Below are 19,161 nucleotides of genomic sequence, written 5' to 3' on the forward strand. Positions count from 1 at the left end.
GATTGATATAAATTCATAGTTTATATTGAATTACCGAGCCCCAAATAATGGAAAGACAGTTTCCGGTAGTCCATACCGATTCAACACAACAATTACACGAGATAAACCACTCCTATACTCTCCTGTTCCCTGCGCAAATCCCTCCCCCACCGGACGACACATATCCAGCCTAATCCTCACTTTATTTGGAGCCACCCCACTTGGATATTCGGCCCTGAATACCTGTTGAGCCTTTGCAATCGCTTCCTCCATCGCCTCATAACTCGTAAAACGTGTCGAATCAACCATCGCTGGTCTACCACTATACATCACTACCTTACCCGTCCACGGGTCGATCCCGTGCATCGCTCGATTCTTCAAAGCCTCCAACGGAACGTCCGGCGAGTGACGAGCCAAAAAATGGGCCCCCGGAACTTGGCCATTCAGTTGGACCAAACGCCACTGAGCCTGGACCTCTAGAGAATGTCGAGCCCATTCAGCCCGGAGCGCTGCGGCCGTTGCCTGCAGTTCTGCCACCTGAGGGGCCACAGCATTGTACGCACGAGCACTAGCCCACTCATAAACCACGGTCTGACCTACGCCGATCACCCGTCGTCCACTCTGAAGGACCGGGATGACAACCACACCGTCCATGAGCAAGTTGAAGGTGCCACCATACCACGTCCGCTCACCCTGGAGCATGCCGGCAATATGCGGATTGAGCGGCTGGTAGCCGTCCACGAGGATCAGTCCCCCGCCATCGATCACCGCCTGTCCGGTTCGCACCACTGGTTGCACGAACAGGTGGTCGACTCCGTCGGCCAGTCCTTCGATTACCGCGGCTCCGTAGTAGAGCAGCCAGCCCGACTCGCGAGAGACTCCCAAATGGAGACCGGTAGAAGGCTGCGAGTAGGAAGTGGAAGGTGCAATGAACTGCGGGTAGGTCTCGTAGAAGGCGCGTTTTTGGGCCAGTTGCAGCACGGTCTGCCACCCCTCTGGAACGGTGGGCAGATTTCCGTCGGCATCGGGACGGAGCCACAGGGAGGCCGCCACGCCGGTCGGCTGACCATCGCTGCCCAGGGTCATGACCATCAGGCTGAGGCCGCTGGGGTCTTGCACCCAGCCGTCGAATCCGGTCAGGGCGGCCAACGCCGCAGGCACCGCACCAGCCTCCACATAGTTGACATTCGGACCGGCAAGGAGACGGGTGGACAATCCCAAGGCCAGCGAATCCCCGGTAGGAACTAAACTCCAGGCTTGCGCCCACAGTTGACCGTTGCCATCATTCCACACCACTGCCAACCGCGGCAACGTCAAGACCGAACCAAGCTGCGGATCTGAAGGGCTGACTATGAAAGCATTCCCTTCCGATGATCGCCCAACCGCGGGGACAGTGAGAGATTGGCCGGAACTCCTGGATGTGCCAGAGTCGTCTGGGTCGATAACGTCTTCTGTGAGATCATATTCATTACCGTCAATTGGGTCATATACATTGGCATCATCTATATTATCTATGTCACTGTTGATTACTGTATAAATGATCGATGTGAATAGATCAGAATTTGAATTATTGATCCAGGAGTGAAGCCAGCCTACCCACGGGTCGGTATGAATAGCGGTGGCAGCGCCGGTGACAATATCCGGAGTGTTTTCAGCAGATGGATCGTAAGTGTTATCCGTCGAGACAACGTCTGCGGAGTTATGATTATACGATGATATCCAGAGATTTTGATATTGTATTGTTATGTCGATCCACCAGTTTGGTATCCAGGAAAGGCTATCGGTGATGGTGATAATATCATGGTCATCATCGTAATAGAAACCGAATATGTCGAAGTTGTTGGAATTGAGGTTGTTGTCAAGCTGGCCTGTGAGATCAGAATTTCCAGTTGTGGTTTCTGGGGATGGTATGGGGGAGGTGGGGTGGGTGGGGGTTGCGAGTGGATCGGCTATTAGGAGTGGATGAGGACGGGATAAGGAAGTCTGTTTCCTGAGGGTTGGGGTCGAGCAGGGCGGCATTGGGGACGGTGCGGTCTTCGAGGGGTTCAAGGTAAAGTCGGGCGGGGCGGAACGACGGGGCGGCAGAGATGAGCCGATGGGTGGCTACACTCTTGCGTCCTGGTCGATAGGAGGAGCTATTTCCCCCCGTACTGACCTTCAGTTTACTGATCCATTGGCGGAACAGGAACGGAACCATCGGGGCGACTCCTATTGTTAGTAAGAGATGAGATTGCGGAACACGGTGACTGTCACACGAATCCTTAGGTGGATTATAGCACATCGCCAGTGCGGTATCAAGAAACCGGTGCTGACTTATCCCGATTTCTGTGTTGTGGATATGGGGGTGCCAAGCGGTGGTAGGGGTGTTGGAGGTGAGGGGTTGAGGAGAATGTTAGCGGAAGAGCGGGCTGTTTTTTGCAGTTCGCCGGCGAGGAAGACGCTGCCGGTGATGCAGAGCAGATCCTCTGGAGTAACGGCGGCCCAAGCGGCCTCCCAGGCGGCCTGAGCGGAGGAAAAGAGGCGGAAGTTGGGTCGTGGATTCTGGGCGGCCAGCAGTTCGGCCAGGTGTTCGGGGGAAACACAGCGGGGATTGTTCCCGTAGCGGGTCAGGTAGAATTCATCGAAGTAGCCGGAGAGCAACTGAAGCATCTGCGGGTACTGTTTGTCGGCAGAGACCGCGAAGATGACATGGCGGCGTCCCGGCGTCGGAAACTGGCGGCGCAGGGTGTCCAGCAAGGCCTGGATGCTCGGCACATTGTGGGCAGTGTCCAGAATGACGGTGGGATGCCGGCGCAAGCATTCGATCCGCGCTGGCCAGGCTACCTGGGCCAGACCCTGGCGGACCGCGGACTCCGGCAAATAGAGGCCGGCTTGTCGCAGGCGTTCCAGGGTCACTAGGGCTACGGCAGCATTATCCCGCTGGTGCTCCCCGCATAGTCCCAGACGATAGCGTTGGGCGGCCTGGCGCTCGATTGGCCCCACCTCGAACAAGGGGGCGTTCTGCTCCTCCGCCACGCGGCGGATCACCGCGCGCGGCCCCGCTTGCTGCTCCCCGCTCACCACTGGCACCCCCCGCTTGACAATCCCGGCCTTCTGATAGGCGATGGCTTCCAGTGTGGAACCTAACTGATTCATGTGATCGTAACCGATGTTGGTGATGACGGCGACCAGCGGCCAGCAGACATTCGTGCTGTCGTAGCGGCCGCCTAACCCCACTTCGATGATGGCCAGGTCGCAGCGGCGGTAAAGGAAGTGAAGGAAGCCGACAGCCGTGCTGATCTCAAAGAACGTGACCGGCGGGCCTTGCCGTTCGACCGCCTCTACCGCCGGCCGAATCTCATTCAGGCGAGCCGTCAATTCCGGGGCCGATATGGGGATTCCGTTGACTTGCACCCGTTCGGAGACATGTTCCAGGTGCGGCGAGGTGAACAATCCCACGCGGTATCCCGCTGCCTGGGCCACCGCGGCCAACATGGCGCAGGTCGAACCTTTCCCCTTGGTTCCGGTGACATGGACCAGGCGCAGCCGGTCCTGAGGGTTGCCGAGCCGCCGCAACACGGCCCGCATCCGTTCCAGTTTCAGGTCCCGCGGTGTGGCGGCGCGCACCTCGTAATTGATCCGCCCGAACCACCAGGCCAGCGCTTCCTCGTAAGTCATTGTCTTGTCCACAGCCTCTGGCTCGCTCCCCTCGTTTCGGCTGGACCCGCTCCTGCCATCCCGGCTTATGGATGACAATACGACTTTGCGGCTATTGTCCCATAGCCTCCCGCTAGAATGGCCGGTGGTCTGGGGGAAATGAGCCAGTCCCAGGGTTCCCCTGCCGTATCACGGGGTCGAAGGCCGCCGCATCACCGGGTCAATGTCGAAGAGGGAAAGAAAGCGGCAGCGCTGCTGTCGGAAATGGAAAGCAAAGCGGAGAGACTGGGGAAAGCTGGGGACGGGGGCGGAGCACAACGCGGGGAACTCCGCCCTGGGCAAAGCAGCAGGCTTTTCCGCGGAGGATCAACGTTTCTTCTTGGATTCCAATTCGATAATGATCGGTTTGCCATCGCCGAGCACGGTGTAGGAGAGGATCGTCTCCGCCGGGCTGCTGTAATAGGGCGGGAATTCGTCTTTGAGGTCCGATTCGATGATGGCACCGACCGGTTCTTCACCGCTCATGTTTTTCAGCACGCCTTTGTTGACGATGACTTTGTATTTTCCGGGCGCGAGACCGGGTTTGCCTTGTTTGGTGTCCGCGATGACGAAGCGGCCATCACTGCCGGTTTCGCCGAAGCCACCGAAGCCCTCTGTTCCCTTTTCGGGGATGAAGGTGACTTTGACACCGGGGAGCGGTTTGCCATCCAGGCGCACTTCCCCGTTGACTGGCACGCGTGCGCCGCCAGAGCCGCCACATCCCGCCAGCACCAGAAGCAATCCGCCGCACACACCCCACACACTGCATCGCATCATAGACGAACTCCTGCTTCGACTTCTTTCAGGGTTGTTCTTTTTCTGCATTTTGTTCCGGCTACTTCCCTGCCGGGGTTTTCTGACTTTTGTTTCGGGTACTTCCTTTCCTGGAGGATGCTATTCCGGCGGTATACCCGAAGGCCATCACGAAGAGACCGCCAAGCCGTTACTCCGAGGGGGAGCAGCCAGCAGGTCAACAAAACCCCTGCCCGCCAGAAAAACACGCAGGGCAGGCCAGGGGGAAGGTTGGTGTTCCTGCGAGGCCGAACGGGTGCCGCGCCCCTTCCCTTCGACCAGGGGTTCAATCGAGGTTGACGATAGACCCGTCGCTGATGAGAGCCACGAGACGGAGGGTAGTAGCCGGGATTGTTTCGCGCACAAAGCGGACGGAGCCATCGCCCATGGCGAAGTTGGCGCCGCCCGGATGCAGGCTACCGATGCGTCCCCAATCGCCAAGACGGCCAGGCCGCGGGGGATTCGGGCCGCCCGGCGTCCCGCAGGTCGTCCAGGTGGCGATGAGCGACCAGTCATTGATTCCTTGACCGGAGGTGGTGCGGGCTGGGTCTAGACCGGTTTGCACCCAACCGCGATACCCCCACACTGGCCCCCAGCCGTTGCACCGCGGCTCTACCGTTGTTTCCCCAATGAGGAAGGTGTTGCTGGCGCCATCTTTGGCGTCGTTGACCGTGACGCGGCTGTTTTCCCCGAAGTAATAACGGAGATTCACTGCGGCGCTCCGCCACCAGTTGCAGGTGCTGAAGTCACTCCCCGCCACGGTGATGAAGTCGTAATTGGTACGTTGGCCGGGCAAGCCGCCAGACGCAGGACCAATCGCTCCATAGCGGTTCGGATGGTTCTGCGGAGTGCTTTGCCGCGGGCCGGAATCGGAAGGACAGGCGAACACCGACAGATAGGTGTTCATGAGCAGCATGTTCTGGGTGGGAGTCCCCGGAGCGCTTGTGTTGCCGTTCCACGGGGGGCCGGTGTAGATACCGTTCTGATTGCGAATGGCGCCCGCATTGTCCCAGATCACATCGCAGAAGGGAAGTTGCAGGTTCATTTGTTGGATCAGACCCTGCTGCTCGATGTAGGGCAGAACCAGAATCCAGCCGCTCATGTTGAGGACCTGCCGGTCGCCGGGACCGCCCGGTGCGGAGAAGCAGAAGCCGTAACCGACTCCCGCTGGCGGCAGCGTCTGATGCGCCGACTCGTAATTGTGGCAGGCCAATGCCAGTTGCTTCAGGTTGTTCTGGCAGCGCATGCGGGCCGCGGCTTCCCGCACCTTCTGCACGGCGGGCAGCAACAGCCCGATCAGGATCGCTATGATTGCGATCACTACCAGCAGCTCAATGAGCGTAAATGCCTTACGCTTCCGCGAGCAGAACACACGGCGCTTCATGGCAAAACCTCCGGAACCAAACATAAGGGGATGAAAAAAACCTGGGCGAACCGATAAGGCAGGAGGAGGGAAACGGTCTGGAAGGTTCCCGACCTTCCTGATAACACTGGTATTATCCTACCGCTTGATACGGCCCAGATGCAATATGCATTTTGTCACAACTCATAGTTTTTTCAGTCCTGCTCGGTTTTGGCAGAAGGTCGGGGAGAATCCCGAACGGTGCAGGATCGCTAGTTTTGCTGGCGGAAAAATGTCGCCGCCTCTTTCGTGGGTCATGACAGACTTCTGCCGTCCGAGGGACTCCCTCCGGGACTAGGAAGAGGGCGCTACCAGGGGTTGACCTGGTTGCGCTGCGGTTTTCTGCTTGTAGGGGGCAGGGTAGGGGAGTAAAGTGTAGAGAAGAATCTGGAGGTCGTGTGAGGCGGAAGGTGGCGGAGAGCGGTGGTTTATTGAGAGAATTCTGAAGAGGGGGCGGGAATGCGTCATCATCACGAGCATGCTTTCGGTTTTTTGCATGCGGAGGCCAAGGAAGGTTTGACCCTGACGCGGCGGAATCTGTTCAAAGCCAGTCTGGCAGGCGTGGGAGCGCTGACGTTGCCGCGGTGGTTGCAGGCCTGTGCGCAGGGAAAGGCATCTCGCTCGAAAGCTCTGATTTTGCTCTGGCTGGCTGGCGGACCAAGCCACATTGACATGCTCGATCCCAAGCCCCACCGCCCGCCGGAGAATCGGGGGCCATTCGGCGTGACCCGTACGCGGCTTCCCGGTGTGGTGATTTGCGAGCATTTGCCGAAACTGGCCGCGCGCCTCGATCGCTTTTCCCTGCTGCGCTCTGTGGATTGCCGCGGCAGCAATCACGAGCCGAACACGGTGATGCAGACGGCCAATCGCCGGGCCGAGCCGCGCACCAATCCCGAAGCGGTTAAGTACCCAGCGATCGGTTCTCTGGTGGCGAAGTTTTACGGCTCGAATCATCCCGCCGCACCGGCCTATGCCGCCTTCATGCGTTCCCGCACCCACCTTGCCTTCGCGGGGTATCTGGGGCAGAAATACGATCCGTTTCTGGCCAACGAGGCCGCTCGCTTGCCGATCTACGATTTGGTCGGCAACGACACCGGCAAGGTGTCCCGTGGAGCATTGTTGGAATTACCCGTGGGAGTGGATGCTGCCCGGTTGCAGGATCGGCAGCGGCTGCTCCAGCAATTCGATCGCTTGCGGCGGGATTGGGAGTCCAGCCGGGCTGGGGAGGCCCTGGAGAGTTACACGCAGCAGGCGGTGACTTTGCTGACGAGCAGCCGGGTGCGGGCGGCCCTGGACCTGGAGCAGGAACCGCGGGTGATCCGGGATCGGTATGGTTCCCATCTGTGGTGCCAGCAGGCGTTACTAGCCCGCCGCTTGGTCGAAGCCGGTGTGGCCTTCATCACCTTGGACCTGAGTTATCACACCGCCAGCGGCACTTGGGACACCCACGGGGATAACATCCCGCCCTACGGCGGCATCCGCAAGGGATTGGGGCCGCTCCTGCCTCTGTTCGATCATCTGGTCACGACCCTGGTGGATGATCTGGAGCAGCGCGGCCTGCTGGAACAGACCCTGGTGGTGGCGATGGGGGAGTTTGGCCGTACGCCCCGCATCGGCACCCAGGGAAGCACCGATGGCCGAGATCACTGGCCCTACGTCATGACCGTTCTGCTGGCTGGCGGCGGACTGCGCCACGGCCAGGTCATCGGCAGCTCCACGCCGGATGGAGGTGCCATCCAAGAGCGGCCGGTGACTCCGGGCGATCTGGCCGCCACCATCTATCGCCACTTCGGCGTCCCTCTGGAGAGCACCTATACCGATCCCGCCGGCCGGCTCCTCCATTTGTTGCCCGATGGCGGCGAGCCGATCCGCGAGCTGTTCTGACCCGGCTGCTCATGGGCGGATGCCGTTGATCCAGCCTCTCATGGCCGATTCCCGCAGAGTCTGGCTCCTCACTTGCGGACGCCGAATTTGTAGATCGTTGTCTGTTTGTAGATTTCCCCCGGCTTGAGGATGGGGTTGGATTTGTCCCACCACTGCGGCTGGTGGATGGAGTCGGGGTATTTTTGCGGCTCCAGGCAAAAGCCGGCGTATTGCTGGTACACCGCCCCGCCTTTGCCCTTGAGGGTGCCATCGAGGAAATTGCCGGTGTAGAACTGCAAACCGGGTTCCGTGGTGTACACTTCCAGGGTGCGTCCGCTGCGGGGATCGACGATGCGGGCGGCGAATTCCGGACGCTCGGTCGGTCCTTTGTCCAGGACGAAGTTGAGGTCGTAACCCACGGGCTGCCCCCCGGCTTGGGCCAGGTCCTTGCCGATTGGCTTGGGCCGCGTGAAGTCGAAAGGCGTGCCGCTCACGGGGGTAATTTTGCCTGTGGGGATCAACGTGTCATCTGCCGGGGTGTAGTGGGCAGCGGCAAAGTGCGCCTCGTGCTCCAGAATCGTCCCCTGATCGTGACCAGCCAGATTGAAGTAACTGTGATGGGCGAGATTGCAGAGCGTCGGCGCATCGGTCGTGGCGCGATAGTCGATGATCAGCTCATTGGTGTCAGTCAGCGTGTAGCGGATGGTGACAGAGAGGCGGCCGGGATACCCTTCTTCGCCGTTGGGACTAGTGTAGCTGAACTGGATGCCGGGGCCGACATTGTGGACGAATGGTTCCGCCCGCCACAGCTTCTTGTCAAAGCCGTTATTGCCGCCGTGCAGGTGATGGGGACCGTTGTTGGTGGCTAATTTGTATTGCTTCCCTTCGAGAGTGAAGACGCCTTTGGCGATACGATTGGCACAGCGCCCGACGTTGGCTCCGAAGTACGGATGCCCGCGCAGATAGTCGTCCAGCTTGTCGAAGCCCAGCACGATGTCCGCGAAGCGCCCCTCTTTGTCCGGGGTGCGGATTTCGGTGATGATGCCGCCGTAGTCGGTGCAGCGCACCACCAGGTTGTTTGCGTTGATCAGGGTATAACGGGTCACGGGCAGGGCCGGCCCTTTGCCCGTTGCGGGGAGTTTCCCCCACGGCTCCTGCTCGTAAGCCGGACCGAGACGTTGGGTAGCACCGGCTCCGGCCCCCACCATCAGACAACCCACTCCCCAGGCCACACACACGGTGGCCATAAGCTGTCCGGCCCAGCACCGGCTCTGACCAAGGCCCATCATGCCCGATTCCTCCGCGGAAGTATGGAAGGGTCTATCCACCAGCCTTGACGGCGGGGACAATGCTATGCCTGGAACCGGCTCTTGGCGAGCACCCCCGGCTAATTCCCGCCAGATTTCCCAAATGGACCAGGCCGTACACATTTCCCCTATTGGAACGTATACGGACGTGCGAGCGTTGCTTTGAGGTACCAGATATCTAAGAAGGATGCCCAGGGGGTAGGAAGCAAATGTGTCGTGTTGGGAGGTGGTCCGCATTGACACCGATAGGGCCAATTTTTGAAAGCGAAACTTACTTGTGTTTTATCGAATGCGAAAAAAAGAGAGCTAGTCCCTGTGTTGATAGATCACAAGGAGAGCCAAATGTCTAACGAAGAGATGACTGCCTGTACTCCTCTCCCTGTGCGAGCAGATGATTTCAATGTTCAAGCTATTCTTCCATATGGCCTAGAAGTCCGACACATCCGCCAAGCGATGGAGGCATTCATTGACTTCTTAGGGTTTATCAACTGGGAATTGCATCGCAAGGGCATTCGCAGGCTTGAATTGTTAGTAATGCCTGCCACTTTCAGTAGCATCGTAAGCGAATTCATAGCTGGGACTCTACCGAAATACTGTAGTTCACTTGTCAAAAATCGCCATCACAACGGGTATCCCGACCTATTGCCAAGAGGGTACTATTCCGGAGATTCTGTGCTTCGGGGGCAAGAAGGGATCGAAGTCAAAGCATCAAGGTACAGGTCCGGCTGGCAGGGGCACAATCCCGAGGAGGGCTGGCTGATAGTGTTTGTATTCGATGCAAACAGTTCACGCGATGAAGTCCAAGATGTTGAGCTGAGGCCCTTCCGATTTGTCGAAGTGGTGGGAGCGAAGCTCAGAAAGTCGGACTGGAGATTTTCGGGCCGTTCTGGGACAAGCCGGCGGACGATTACCGCTAGCGTACAAAGGAGTGGATTTGACAAGATGCGGGCGAATTGGATTTATCGCGTTTCAGAATAGGCTGGGTTGGTCGGGGTGAGCTATCATTTCAGGGTCCCCAAGTGGTACCTCCAGTTGCTGCAAGCGAGGAATTGCATCCCGAGCCATTTTGTAGAAGTCGCGATTACGTTCGATGCCGATCGCAGTTAGACCGAGTGCTTCCGCCGCAGCTATAGTCGAGCCACTGCCGGCAAAAGGATCTAAGATGACCCCCTGGCCCAATGGCAAAGATGCATGACAGATTCTCCGCAAGAAGGACTGCGGTTTTAGGCTTGGGTGGGGGGCGATTTGCCGCTCGTGGCGAGGTGTCCGTTCACTGGCGATAACATCTTCAAAAGGTTTGCCTTGAGCGGTTCTCCGGAGACCGCCGGTTTGAAAACGTCGGAGGCATTCACCGACGGTCATCTTCGCGGGAAGCGGTTTGCGAAATAGCCCCCAGGGTTCATAGCACCCTTTCGGCATCGAGGAGACACCGGGAAACTCGGTTTCCGCATTTTTCGGGCGATCACCGCCTCTTAGGGTGCGCACCAGACGAATAATCTGTCCCCGAAACTCCAGACCACCTGCGACTAGCGCTTCATAAAGCAGAGGAGCAATAAAAGCATGGGTGGCGATGAATACGTGGGCACCCGGGCGCAAGACTGGCAGGAGCAATCGAGTCCATTCTGTGAAATAATGTCGTAAGTGTTGACGGGCATTTGTATCCAGGGCCGTAAACCTGGGGAGCGGAGCTCGCTCATGGCCATCAAACGTGGGAGGAATCCGCCACACACCCCCTTTGCCGTTCGCGCGTTTGGCGAGTTGCTCTGGTTCGTATTCTTTGATCCCATAAGGTGGGTCTGTCACAACGGCATGAATACTATCCCGTGGGGCGCGACGTAGCCACTCCAGGCAATCGGCGTAAACCAGAACCGACTGGCCAACCCGAACGTGCTCGAAACCTAAAGCCAGAGAATGAATTGTCTCCATTGTTGAAGGAATTCTATCCCTATACAAACATTGACGCAAGAGCGGATAGTTTACCGCTATAATGTACTTTGCATGGGAAAGTTGGGCTGTACTAGCGAGTCGGAAACAGTTGTAGTTTAGCCACTTCTGTCCCATATGTTTGCTCTGGAGGTTGTAAGAGAGGTTACAGGGAAGAACCAAGGCGAGGGGCTTGGAAAGTGAGAGAGTGTCAACAATGCCCCCTAGAGACAGGCGGAGGCGGTGCTGGTCCAGGGAGTGGGAGTAAGGCGGTGCTGGTCCAGGTAGGTGTGGGTGAAGTCGATGAAATGGCAGGTAAACTCAAGAACAGCTTAGGAAGCCAGGGAGTTGGCCAGGGCTTTCATCTTCTCCAAGCCGGTTTGGGCCACCGCTAGCGGGTCCTGTTTCCAGTACGAGCGGTTGAACAGCTCCAGGGAAAGGTAGCCGGTGTAGCCGAGGGTCTTGAGGGTTTGCAGGACCTGCCGAAGGGGAGCGGTGCCATCGCCGGGATAGACACGGTCGGCATCAGTAATCTTGTCCCGCGGGATGTTGGGATAGTCGTTGAGGTGGAAGATGCCAATGGCGGTGGGGGCGAGCAGTTTCAGGCCGGCGAAGTCAGAGCCGCCCTTGTAGAGGTGGTAAATGTCGGGAAGGATGGCGGCATGGGGTTGCATGGCTTCCGCGGCGATGAACAGGGCTTCACCGAGCCGCCGGAGCGTACGGGAAAACCCCCAAATTTCCACAAGGGGAATGACGCCGAAGCGGCGGCCCTGTTCGACCAGGGCGTGGTAGCGCTCGGCAGCGGCGAGCAGATCAGTGACAGGATCGGAGCGGCGGGGATCATCGCGGGGACTGCCGCCGCCGGTCGCACCGACGGGAGGCGCAGCCACATGGGGGCAACCCAGTTGGGCGGCCCAATCCATGTAGCGCCGGGCTAGCTCCAGGCCTTTTTTGCGCCGGCTTTCATCGGCCACAATCCACTCGGCAAAGCCGATCAGATCGGGCACTTTCAAGCCTGCATCGTCGAGCCGCTGGCGCAATTCCCGCAGGGTTCCCCCGCCTTGCAGATAAGCCTCCACCTCGTGGGTCCACGGTTCGAGAGCGTCGTAGCCGGCCTGCTGGGCAATGCGGATCAAATCCGGCAGAGGGCGCGAACGCCCTTGCGCATCCCGGACCGTGCTGGTGTTAAGGCAGAAGCGGAAGGCCGGTGCTGGGCGCGAAGACGGCGCCGCTGGTGCCGGAGGCGAGGCCGCGGGAGGCGAGGATGGAGAAGCTGCCGCCGGAACTGCCGCACTGCCCCAAGCGGCGGCTCCGACCGTGGCGGTCAACCATTGCCGTCGATCCCAGCGAACCTCGGTCATGGCGTTTTCTCCTCGGATTGTGTGCACCTTACCCCACCCGCCACCCTCCGTTTTACAAACTCACTCTGGAATGGATTAGGGTGAAAACCTTACCGGCGAGTCAGGTCTGAGCGAACAATTACGGCCACCCGCACAACAACGGGCCGGAAACAGCAGGGTTGCGCTTCAGAATGAAAAAAATCTGGGAACTTCGGAAAATCCCGACGATCCAAGGCAAAAGTATAAGCTATGGTTACGAGCAGGAAGTCTGGCCGCTGCGGCAGTGCGGATCGACTTTGCCCTCCGTGCTTGAAGCTCAAGTATGGACCCAACAGTCGGCGAGTCTACCCTCTGAAGTGCGAGCACCAGGATAGCTGCTAGTAGGAGGCGTGGAGGTTACCCCTGTGCCCACCAGTACCCGTTTACCCAGTCCTCTCAACGCTCCTTTCGTACAGGCGATTTTGCGTAGCGGTTTGCTGCGGCCCGATGACTTGCTGCCGGTCCTGGCCGAGCTGAATGTGGACCCCGCGAAGCTGCCGCCGTTGCAACTGGCCACGCATCTGGTCCGCAAAAAGTTGCTGACAAAGTTCCAGGCGATGCAGCTCCTCAATGGCCGGACGCGGGGGTTTATCCTGGGGCAGTACAAGATTCTCGATGGTATTCGCCAGGACCGGGTCGGAATGGTCTTTCTCGCAGAGGACACGCAGCAGCAGCGGCGTGTCGCCGTGAAGGTGTTGCCCACGGATCGGGTCTCTGACCCGACCATCTTGCGGGAGTTCCTCAAGGAGGTGCGAGCGGCGGCGCAGGTCAGCCATCCGAACATAGCGCGGGTGCTAGATATCGGCCACTGGCAAGGGACGCACTTTGTGGTCACCGAGCATGTTCCGGGTGTGACTTTGGACCGCCTGGTGACGGAGAAAGGACCGCTGCCTCCCCATACGGCAGCGCAGATTGTGGCCCAGGCGGCGGTGGGACTGTACGCCGCTCATCAATTGGGCTTGGTCCACCGCGACATCAAGCCAGCCAACATTGCTCTGCTCCCGGATAATCGGGTCAAGTTGCTGGATTTGGGATTGACCCACATGCTGGAGAATCCCTGGGCGCGAGTGACGCGGCGGATCAACACCCGCGAGTATGCCGAGGAAATCGCTCACATAGCGCCGGAGCAGGCCTGGGGTTGCGAGATCGACGCCCGCAGCGATGTTTACAGTTTGGGTTCCACCTTCTACTATTTACTCACCGGTGAGGTTCCGTTTCCAGGTCTGGCACCGGAGATGATGGCGGAGCGGCAGATTCGCGGTGTGCCCTCTCCCCGGCAGAAACGTGCGGAAGTGCCCCTGGAAATCGATACAATCGTGCAGAAGATGGGGGCCAAAGACCCCCACGCACGCTATGCCTCGGCCCGCGAGGTGCTCATCGCCATGCAAGCCTGGCTGCCGCTCGCCCAGTGGCTGTCCCTTGGCATTGCCCCGCCGCCGCCGGTAGAGGCCCACGTCTCCGCCCCGCCTCCCCGAAAGAAACGGGGCTTCTTCGCCTGGCTTTTCGGGCGTTGATGGCCTTCCGCTGTTTCAGGGGGTGTGCATAAGGTCCTGCTATTTCAGATGGGGTGTCGCATCCCTCTTGCCACCTTGACCGCTAATCGGCATCTTCCTCCATCCCTCCACCTAACCTGGCACTCAGAAGCGGACTTCCATACCGAAGCTGAGACCCTGGAGCCAGTAATCGCTGGTGCGGAAGCCGCTATAGATTGGCGGCTGCTCTCCCGGCAGCAGGGTCACGGGGGGACGGAAGATGGGGTTGATCCGCGGGTCGATCTGTTCCCCCGCTCGCACGACGTTGCTCAAGTACATCCAGTTGTAGGCGACGTAGAGGCGGGCGCTTTCCGTCAGTTGCACGCCGCCGCGCACGTTGACTTCTGGCAGCACGGCAAAAGTGGTTTGCTGGTAGCGGCCAATGTTGGACGGCAGGGCGAAGCGGCCGATCGCCGTGGCTGTAGGCAGGCCGCCGAGGGGCGTCAGCACTGTTCGCCCGGAAATCTCCACCACCTGTCGGACTCCGCCGAGAGCCACCGAAGCCCGTCCTGCCAGGAACCAAACCCCCAAGCGGCGCTCGCCAGCAATTCCCAACACCCCGCCGTGGAAGTGATTGAAGGTGCGGAAACGGTCCAGGGCTTGCAAGTGATCGCCGGGATTGAGCGGTGCCGCCGCCGCGCTCAGCGCTGTCGTGTCCTCCTTGATGCTGACTTCATCGAATAAACCGAAATAGCGGTAGCCCGCCAGGAGGTCGAGTTTGCCGCCGAGATCATTCCAGAGATTGAACAGCGCATTGGTGCCGCCGCCGATGACGAAACTTTCCACCTGCACGTCGATGGCGCCGCGCTGGACGCCGGGATAGGCCACGAGGATGGCGTCATCCATCCCGGTGACGGCATTGATGAAGGGGCGGGCCAGAATCTGATTGCCGTTGGCATCGGAGGCTGCTGTCAGGCCCTTTTTGCTGTTGCGCAGGAAGAAGAAGTCGCCCTCCAGACCGACGATCCGATTGAGATCGAGCCAGGTTCCCCCGCTGAGGCGGAAGCCAGGGCGGAACTCATTGTTGACGCGGTCGAGGGGGAAGAGAATGCGGGTGTCAGGCGTGAACAATTTGCCGGCCAGATTCTGGGGAGTGATCGGATCGCCGGTGGTCATCATGGGGGGAAGGTGTTGGCCGGAGCCGGCCCACATGAGGATTTCCAGGTTCGTCCACAGGACGCCGCCGGGGTCCGGACTGGGAGCAAGGGCGGGGAAGGCGGCCTCCGGCTCTGGACCCAACTCCGGGGCGGCGGATTGCAGGCGAATGCCCCGCGGGAACGGCACGGGCGATGGAACAGCCGAAAAAGGAACGGGCGAAACCGGAGGAGGAAGGGAAGACAGTGCTTCGGGTGGGGCCGGGCGGGCAGGAGTGGCTTCCTCTGGTCCAAAGGTGGAAAACCCTGACGGCATGGCGGCTACTGGCTTTGGCCGATCCAGGGGTCCGACGGGAAGCGAGGAGAGCCGGGCCAAACGGGGCGTGCGTTCCCGCGAGCGATAGCCAAGCTGAGAGTCGCTCGTGGAATAGGGCCACAGCCCAGGGTTGGCTGCCATCTCCGGTCGCCGCCAGAGAGACGAGCCAGTAGCGGGGATCCCTTCCGCCGAGGACGGCCAAGTGTCGCGCGGGGCTGGTGCCGCATAGAGTCGGATGCCTTCCCGCTCAGGCATTTGTCCCCAGGCGGCGGAGGTCCCCAGACCCAACAGACCCGCCACGGCCTGACCCCAGATGCCCCACCGTTTCAGCCACAGCATCCGCCCTTGGCCTCCTGCGCGGCTTGGAAACGATTGCCCCCTCAGCTTCTGCCTAATGCGTGCCAGCACGCTATGCCCTCCCTGCTTGCCGGAACCGTCTATCCGTCATTGTCCCTGGAGGCCAGCCGATCGCTGTTTCGGTGGCCGAGCATCTATACGGTCCTATCGGCGTAGCCGTTGTGTTCGCGCCATCCGGACCGAGAGGATAGAGGAGTCCTCGGAGTTCTGCTCTGCGGCATGTTCGGTACAAAGTCGCCTGATTTCCTAGTTTGACAGCGGCCTAAGGATTAAGCGGCCTAATGATCAATGTGCTGAAGTGAGTGGATTTCCTCCGGGTGGGTCGGACTGTTCCAGGTCTGAACCCACCGCATCGGCGTTATTCCGCGGAGAGCACCCAGGTTGTTCGGGGGTTGTAAACCATCGGTGCGTTGGGCAGGTCGGGCAGTGGCACGACCGGTTGGCCAAGGTGATACCAACAGGAACCTCCTAAATGAACTCCCTCAGGGGTGCGGTCGTAACCGATTCGGCCCTGTTTGGTTCGCGCGGCGGATCTAGGCTTCCTCCGGATTGAGAGGGTGGGAAGGGAGGGGAGATTTGGCCGGGTGGGGAGGCCGGAGATAGAATCCCCATGCCGAGGCACGAGGGCGACTTGGGGGGAAGAAAGGCTTCGCAGGGGTAGAAAAGCTCCGGCGCAAGCTGGGGAGGGACAGGCTGCCAAGGAACGGCACGTAGCAGGACCAGCACCGTGACTTTGCGCGAGTTGCAAGAGATAATTCAGGCCACCTTCGGGAGCAAAGATGCCCGCCGAGGGGTGGAAGGGACATTTATGTGGTTCATGGAAGAAGTCGGGGAGCTGGCGGCGGCTTTGCGAGCGGGAGAGGACCGAGAACATCTGCGCCACGAATTTGCCGATGTGCTGGCCTGGCTGGCGACCCTGGCCAACATCGCTGGCGTAGATTTAGATGAGGCCGTCGAGCAACTCTATGGCTCAGGTTGTCCCAAGTGCCGGTGTTGCCCCTGTGCCTGTGTGGCGGCCAAACCCTAACGCGGATTTCGGAGCAGGATGGGCATGGCGGAAGATCGCCGGGGCGGGGGAAGGTGGGTGCTGCTCAGTCTAGCCCTGCTGGGTTGGCTCAGCGGCGGTATGGGAACAGGTGTGACCGCTGCGGCCCAGGAATGGCCGATCCGCATCACCGCTGCCCGGCTCGGCTTTCCCACCGAGGAGGAAACTCCGCTCGCTCGCTTTGGACAGTGGACCCCGCTGGATGTGACTTTCCAGCTTCAGGCCGCTGTGCCCGAAACGGTAGAACTGGTCCTTTCCGCGCCGGATAGCGACGGGATTACTACGATCCAGAGGGTGCCGCTCCCGCTGGAAAAGGCTGAAGCGGGGCGTGCCCTCAGTACTCTGGCCTTGGGAGCTTGGGCGTATGTTCGCCCGATCGGCGGTACGGATATCCTGATCGAGGTGCGCGGTGCGGAAAGCGGCCAACTCCTCTCCGAACCGTTCCGCCTGCGTTTGGGCCGCTTGCGAGATACGCTGGCCTACAGCGTGCTGTTCCTGGGTTTGAAGCCGCCGCACTTTGAGCTGCCCAAGCCTGCTGGGGGGGATGCTGCCAGTGCGGGGGGGTTGCGCGGGGGCCGCGTGCTCACAGCTACTCTGACCGCGGTAGAGCAATTGCCCGGCCACTGGTTCGGCTATGAGACGGTAGACCTGGCCGTCCTGTTTCTCGGCGAGGAATCGCGGGAGTTTGTGGAGCAACTGTGGTCCGCCGGGGCAGCGCCGCTTGTGCGGCAACGGCGCGAGGCCTTGCTGGAGTGGGTGCGGCGGGGAGGCCGGCTGGTGGTGGCGGGCGGCTCGCTGGCCGATACCGTGGCTCGGCTGCCGGACCTTCAGGAAGTCCTGCCGGTGGCGATTCGGGGCCAGCGCCCAGCGGATGTGCTGCTGCTGCACTGGAACGCGCCGCTGTCGAGTCAATTCGGCGTGTTTCACGGCGCGCTGGGAAGTAAGCAGGGCCGCTTCCCCGTGGCGGACTGCGTCCGCAAGCCGCACCCAGCGGTCCGGGTCCTCATCCCGCCGCCGGAACGCCAGCATGATCCGAGCCTGATGCTGGTGGCAGTCCAATGGCCCTTCGGCTTGGGGCGCATTACCTGCATCGCCTTCGACCTGCATGGCCCGCCATTCACCGAGTTCCCGCTACGCAGCGAGTTCTGGGATTGGGTGCTGCGGGAAGGGGGGGCAGCGCGGGCCTCCGTCGGCAGTGAAGGAAAACCCAAGCCGCTCGACGCCGACGTGAGCGAAGAAGAAGATGAGCTAGCCGCCGCCCTACGCGCCCATGCGGACACCTTCGAGGGCATCCCGGTTATTTCCTTTGGCTGGGTGGCAGTGCTACTGGTTCTGTACCTGCTGGTGATTGGTCCGTTGGAGTATCTGCTGCTCAAGCGGCTGATCGGGCGGCAGGAGTGGACGTGGGTGACTTTTCCCATCATTGTCTTGACTGTGACGGTGCTGGCATTCCTGTCCGCTTCTCGTTGGAAAGGCCAAGAGTTGCGGATCAACAAGCTGGATGTGGTGGACGTGGAGGTGGCGGCAGGACGGGTGTACGGGACCACGTGGCTGGGCCTATTCAGCCCCCGGATTGAGCATTACACGCTGAGTGTGACGGGGCAGCCGGATTGGGTCGGCACAACGAGCGATACGGTCATCGGCTGGTGGGGTGCTCCCCGCGGTCCGCGCGCCGGTTTGCTCCGCCGCCAGTACCAGTGGTCGCCGTGGCGCGATCAGCCCCTGGGGGTGCTTCAGGAAGTGCCGATTCAGGTCTGGTCCACGAAGGCATTTGTGGTCAACTGGAGCGGGCGTTGGCCGGCGCAGGAGCCGCGCGTGCGCTGTTCCTTGGAGCACCCCCCTGCCGACGGACGGGCTGTGATCGGAAGCTTCACCCTGGACCTTCCCGTGCCGGTGCTAGCGGACTGCGTGCTCTTCTACGCAGGGCAGGCTTACCCTGTGCCCGGCGGTGTGGTTCTGCGTGGACAGAAGGTCCAAGTGGTGCTCGACGGCGGAACGCGAGCGGATCAATGGTTGCAGCGGGAAAGCCGCTTGGAAGAGCTGCTCTGGCGTGCTCCGGTTTACCGGGAGCGCCTTGGTCCGGTTCGGGGAGCTGCCGGGGGAGCTGTGCCGGCTCCAGTTTCGACTTCCGCAATGACTGAGGAACGCTCGGCCTCGACCGCGATACCTCTGCTCGGCTTGCTCTTCCACGAGGGGTCCTTGAGCTTTGCTGAGGGTGTGTTCCCCCGCAATGCTTCCCTGCGGCGGCTGGACCAGTCGTGGCGGCTGCATCCAGAACATACCAGCGAGATTATTCTGGTCGGCCGGACCGTCCTCCCTGTGGGTGATGCCGAAAGCCAGTTGTGCGGGCCGTCCTCCCCTTCCCTCCTGTGGTGGCGCCAGCCCCCGGACGGAATGGCGACGCGCACCCCTTTGACCGGCCGGGGCCGGCAGGAAACTTGGGTCCGCCTCTACTTGCCCATTGCTTCTTCCTCGACCGTTGCAGGACAGCCATAGC

14 protein-coding genes are annotated in these 19,161 nt (G+C 60.5%); 5 read left to right on the forward strand and 9 right to left on the reverse strand.

The features are described 5' to 3' along the window. Nucleotides 1-30 precede the first annotated feature (30 nt). The 5 genes from H0921_RS13555 to H0921_RS13575 all read right to left on the reverse strand — a co-directional run bounded on the left by H0921_RS13555 (nt 31) and on the right by H0921_RS13575 (nt 5,830). Nucleotides 31-1,296 carry a hypothetical protein gene (locus H0921_RS13555; protein WP_194539021.1) on the reverse strand — a complete coding sequence of 422 codons (1,266 nt, stop codon included), beginning with the start codon at nt 1,294-1,296 and terminating at the stop codon, nt 31-33. 559 nt (nt 1,297-1,855) lie between these two features. Beyond that, nucleotides 1,856-2,176: a hypothetical protein gene (locus H0921_RS13560; protein ID WP_194539023.1), complete on the reverse strand. Its 321-nt coding sequence runs from the start codon at nt 2,174-2,176 to the stop codon at nt 1,856-1,858. Between the two features lie 116 nt (nt 2,177-2,292). After that, nucleotides 2,293-3,648, reverse strand: coding sequence for a bifunctional folylpolyglutamate synthase/dihydrofolate synthase (locus tag H0921_RS13565; protein WP_194539025.1), 1,356 nt, complete (start codon nt 3,646-3,648; stop codon nt 2,293-2,295). A 333-nt stretch (nt 3,649-3,981) separates the two neighbouring features. Then, entirely contained in the window at nt 3,982-4,431 is a 450-nt protein-coding gene (locus tag H0921_RS13570) for a hypothetical protein (RefSeq protein ID WP_194539027.1), read from the reverse strand. A gap of 301 nt (nt 4,432-4,732) precedes the next feature. Beyond that, on the reverse strand, nt 4,733-5,830 hold the full coding sequence (locus H0921_RS13575; protein ID WP_194539029.1) for a DUF1559 domain-containing protein: 1,098 nt from the start codon (nt 5,828-5,830) through the stop codon (nt 4,733-4,735). Nucleotides 5,831-6,307: 477 nt separating this feature from the next. Between H0921_RS13575 and H0921_RS13580 the strand changes: the two genes are divergently transcribed. Next, nucleotides 6,308-7,732 (forward strand): DUF1501 domain-containing protein, encoded by a 1,425-nt coding sequence (locus tag H0921_RS13580; RefSeq protein ID WP_194539031.1) that lies wholly within the window; start codon nt 6,308-6,310, stop codon nt 7,730-7,732. Between the two features lie 68 nt (nt 7,733-7,800). On the opposite strand, the gene H0921_RS13585 is transcribed toward H0921_RS13580, so the two are convergent. After that, complete coding sequence (locus H0921_RS13585) at nt 7,801-9,000, reverse strand: aldose epimerase family protein (protein WP_228499698.1); 1,200 nt, start codon at nt 8,998-9,000, stop codon at nt 7,801-7,803. A gap of 360 nt (nt 9,001-9,360) precedes the next feature. Here H0921_RS13585 and H0921_RS13590 point away from each other — a divergent pair, with 360 nt between their 5' ends. Further along, entirely contained in the window at nt 9,361-9,996 is a 636-nt protein-coding gene (locus tag H0921_RS13590; RefSeq protein ID WP_228499701.1) for a hypothetical protein, read from the forward strand. Here the strand turns inward: H0921_RS13590 and H0921_RS13595 are convergent. Next, on the reverse strand, nt 9,988-10,944 hold the full coding sequence (locus H0921_RS13595) for a DNA-methyltransferase (protein ID WP_194539033.1): 957 nt from the start codon (nt 10,942-10,944) through the stop codon (nt 9,988-9,990). The genes H0921_RS13590 and H0921_RS13595 overlap by 9 nt on opposite strands. A 329-nt stretch (nt 10,945-11,273) precedes the next feature. After that, complete coding sequence (locus tag H0921_RS13600) at nt 11,274-12,302, reverse strand: sugar phosphate isomerase/epimerase family protein (protein ID WP_194539035.1); 1,029 nt, start codon at nt 12,300-12,302, stop codon at nt 11,274-11,276. Nucleotides 12,303-12,685: 383 nt separating this feature from the next. On the opposite strand from H0921_RS13600, the gene H0921_RS13605 reads away from it, so the two are divergent. Further along, nucleotides 12,686-13,834 (forward strand): serine/threonine-protein kinase, encoded by a 1,149-nt coding sequence (locus H0921_RS13605; RefSeq protein WP_194539037.1) that lies wholly within the window; start codon nt 12,686-12,688, stop codon nt 13,832-13,834. Nucleotides 13,835-13,957: 123 nt separating this feature from the next. Here H0921_RS13605 and H0921_RS13610 read toward each other — a convergent pair whose 3' ends face one another. After that, nucleotides 13,958-15,601, reverse strand: a complete 1,644-nt coding sequence (locus H0921_RS13610) for a BBP7 family outer membrane beta-barrel protein (protein WP_194539039.1) — start codon at nt 15,599-15,601, stop codon at nt 13,958-13,960. 745 nt (nt 15,602-16,346) lie between these two features. Here H0921_RS13610 and H0921_RS13615 point away from each other — a divergent pair. Beyond that, the gene (locus H0921_RS13615; protein ID WP_315851903.1) at nt 16,347-16,646 is read left to right on the forward strand and encodes a MazG nucleotide pyrophosphohydrolase domain-containing protein; all 300 of its coding nucleotides are present in this window, start codon (nt 16,347-16,349) and stop codon (nt 16,644-16,646) included. 24 nt (nt 16,647-16,670) lie between these two features. Further along, entirely contained in the window at nt 16,671-19,160 is a 2,490-nt protein-coding gene (locus H0921_RS13620) for a hypothetical protein (protein WP_194539041.1), read from the forward strand. Nucleotide 19,161: the final 1 nt, after the last annotated feature.

This window comes from Thermogemmata fonticola (assembly GCF_013694095.1).
Taxonomy (GTDB): Bacteria; Planctomycetota; Planctomycetia; order Gemmatales; family Gemmataceae; genus Thermogemmata; species Thermogemmata fonticola.

What these genes read in the sequence shown, in the direction of transcription:
- H0921_RS13570 (WP_194539027.1), bottom strand. Translation starts at nt 4,431, where the DNA reads ATGATGCGATGCAGTGTGTGGGGTGTGTGCGGCGGATTGCTTCTGGTG.
- H0921_RS13590 (WP_228499701.1), top strand. Translation starts at nt 9,361, where the DNA reads ATGTCTAACGAAGAGATGACTGCCTGTACTCCTCTCCCTGTGCGAGCA.
- H0921_RS13575 (WP_194539029.1), bottom strand. Translation starts at nt 5,830, where the DNA reads ATGAAGCGCCGTGTGTTCTGCTCGCGGAAGCGTAAGGCATTTACGCTC.
- H0921_RS13610 (WP_194539039.1), bottom strand. Translation starts at nt 15,601, where the DNA reads ATGCTGTGGCTGAAACGGTGGGGCATCTGGGGTCAGGCCGTGGCGGGT.
- H0921_RS13620 (WP_194539041.1), top strand. Translation starts at nt 16,671, where the DNA reads ATGGCGGAAGATCGCCGGGGCGGGGGAAGGTGGGTGCTGCTCAGTCTA.
- H0921_RS13560 (WP_194539023.1), bottom strand. Translation starts at nt 2,176, where the DNA reads ATGGTTCCGTTCCTGTTCCGCCAATGGATCAGTAAACTGAAGGTCAGT.
- H0921_RS13600 (WP_194539035.1), bottom strand. Translation starts at nt 12,302, where the DNA reads ATGACCGAGGTTCGCTGGGATCGACGGCAATGGTTGACCGCCACGGTC.
- H0921_RS13580 (WP_194539031.1), top strand. Translation starts at nt 6,308, where the DNA reads ATGCGTCATCATCACGAGCATGCTTTCGGTTTTTTGCATGCGGAGGCC.
- H0921_RS13585 (WP_228499698.1), bottom strand. Translation starts at nt 9,000, where the DNA reads ATGATGGGCCTTGGTCAGAGCCGGTGCTGGGCCGGACAGCTTATGGCC.
- H0921_RS13595 (WP_194539033.1), bottom strand. Translation starts at nt 10,944, where the DNA reads ATGGAGACAATTCATTCTCTGGCTTTAGGTTTCGAGCACGTTCGGGTT.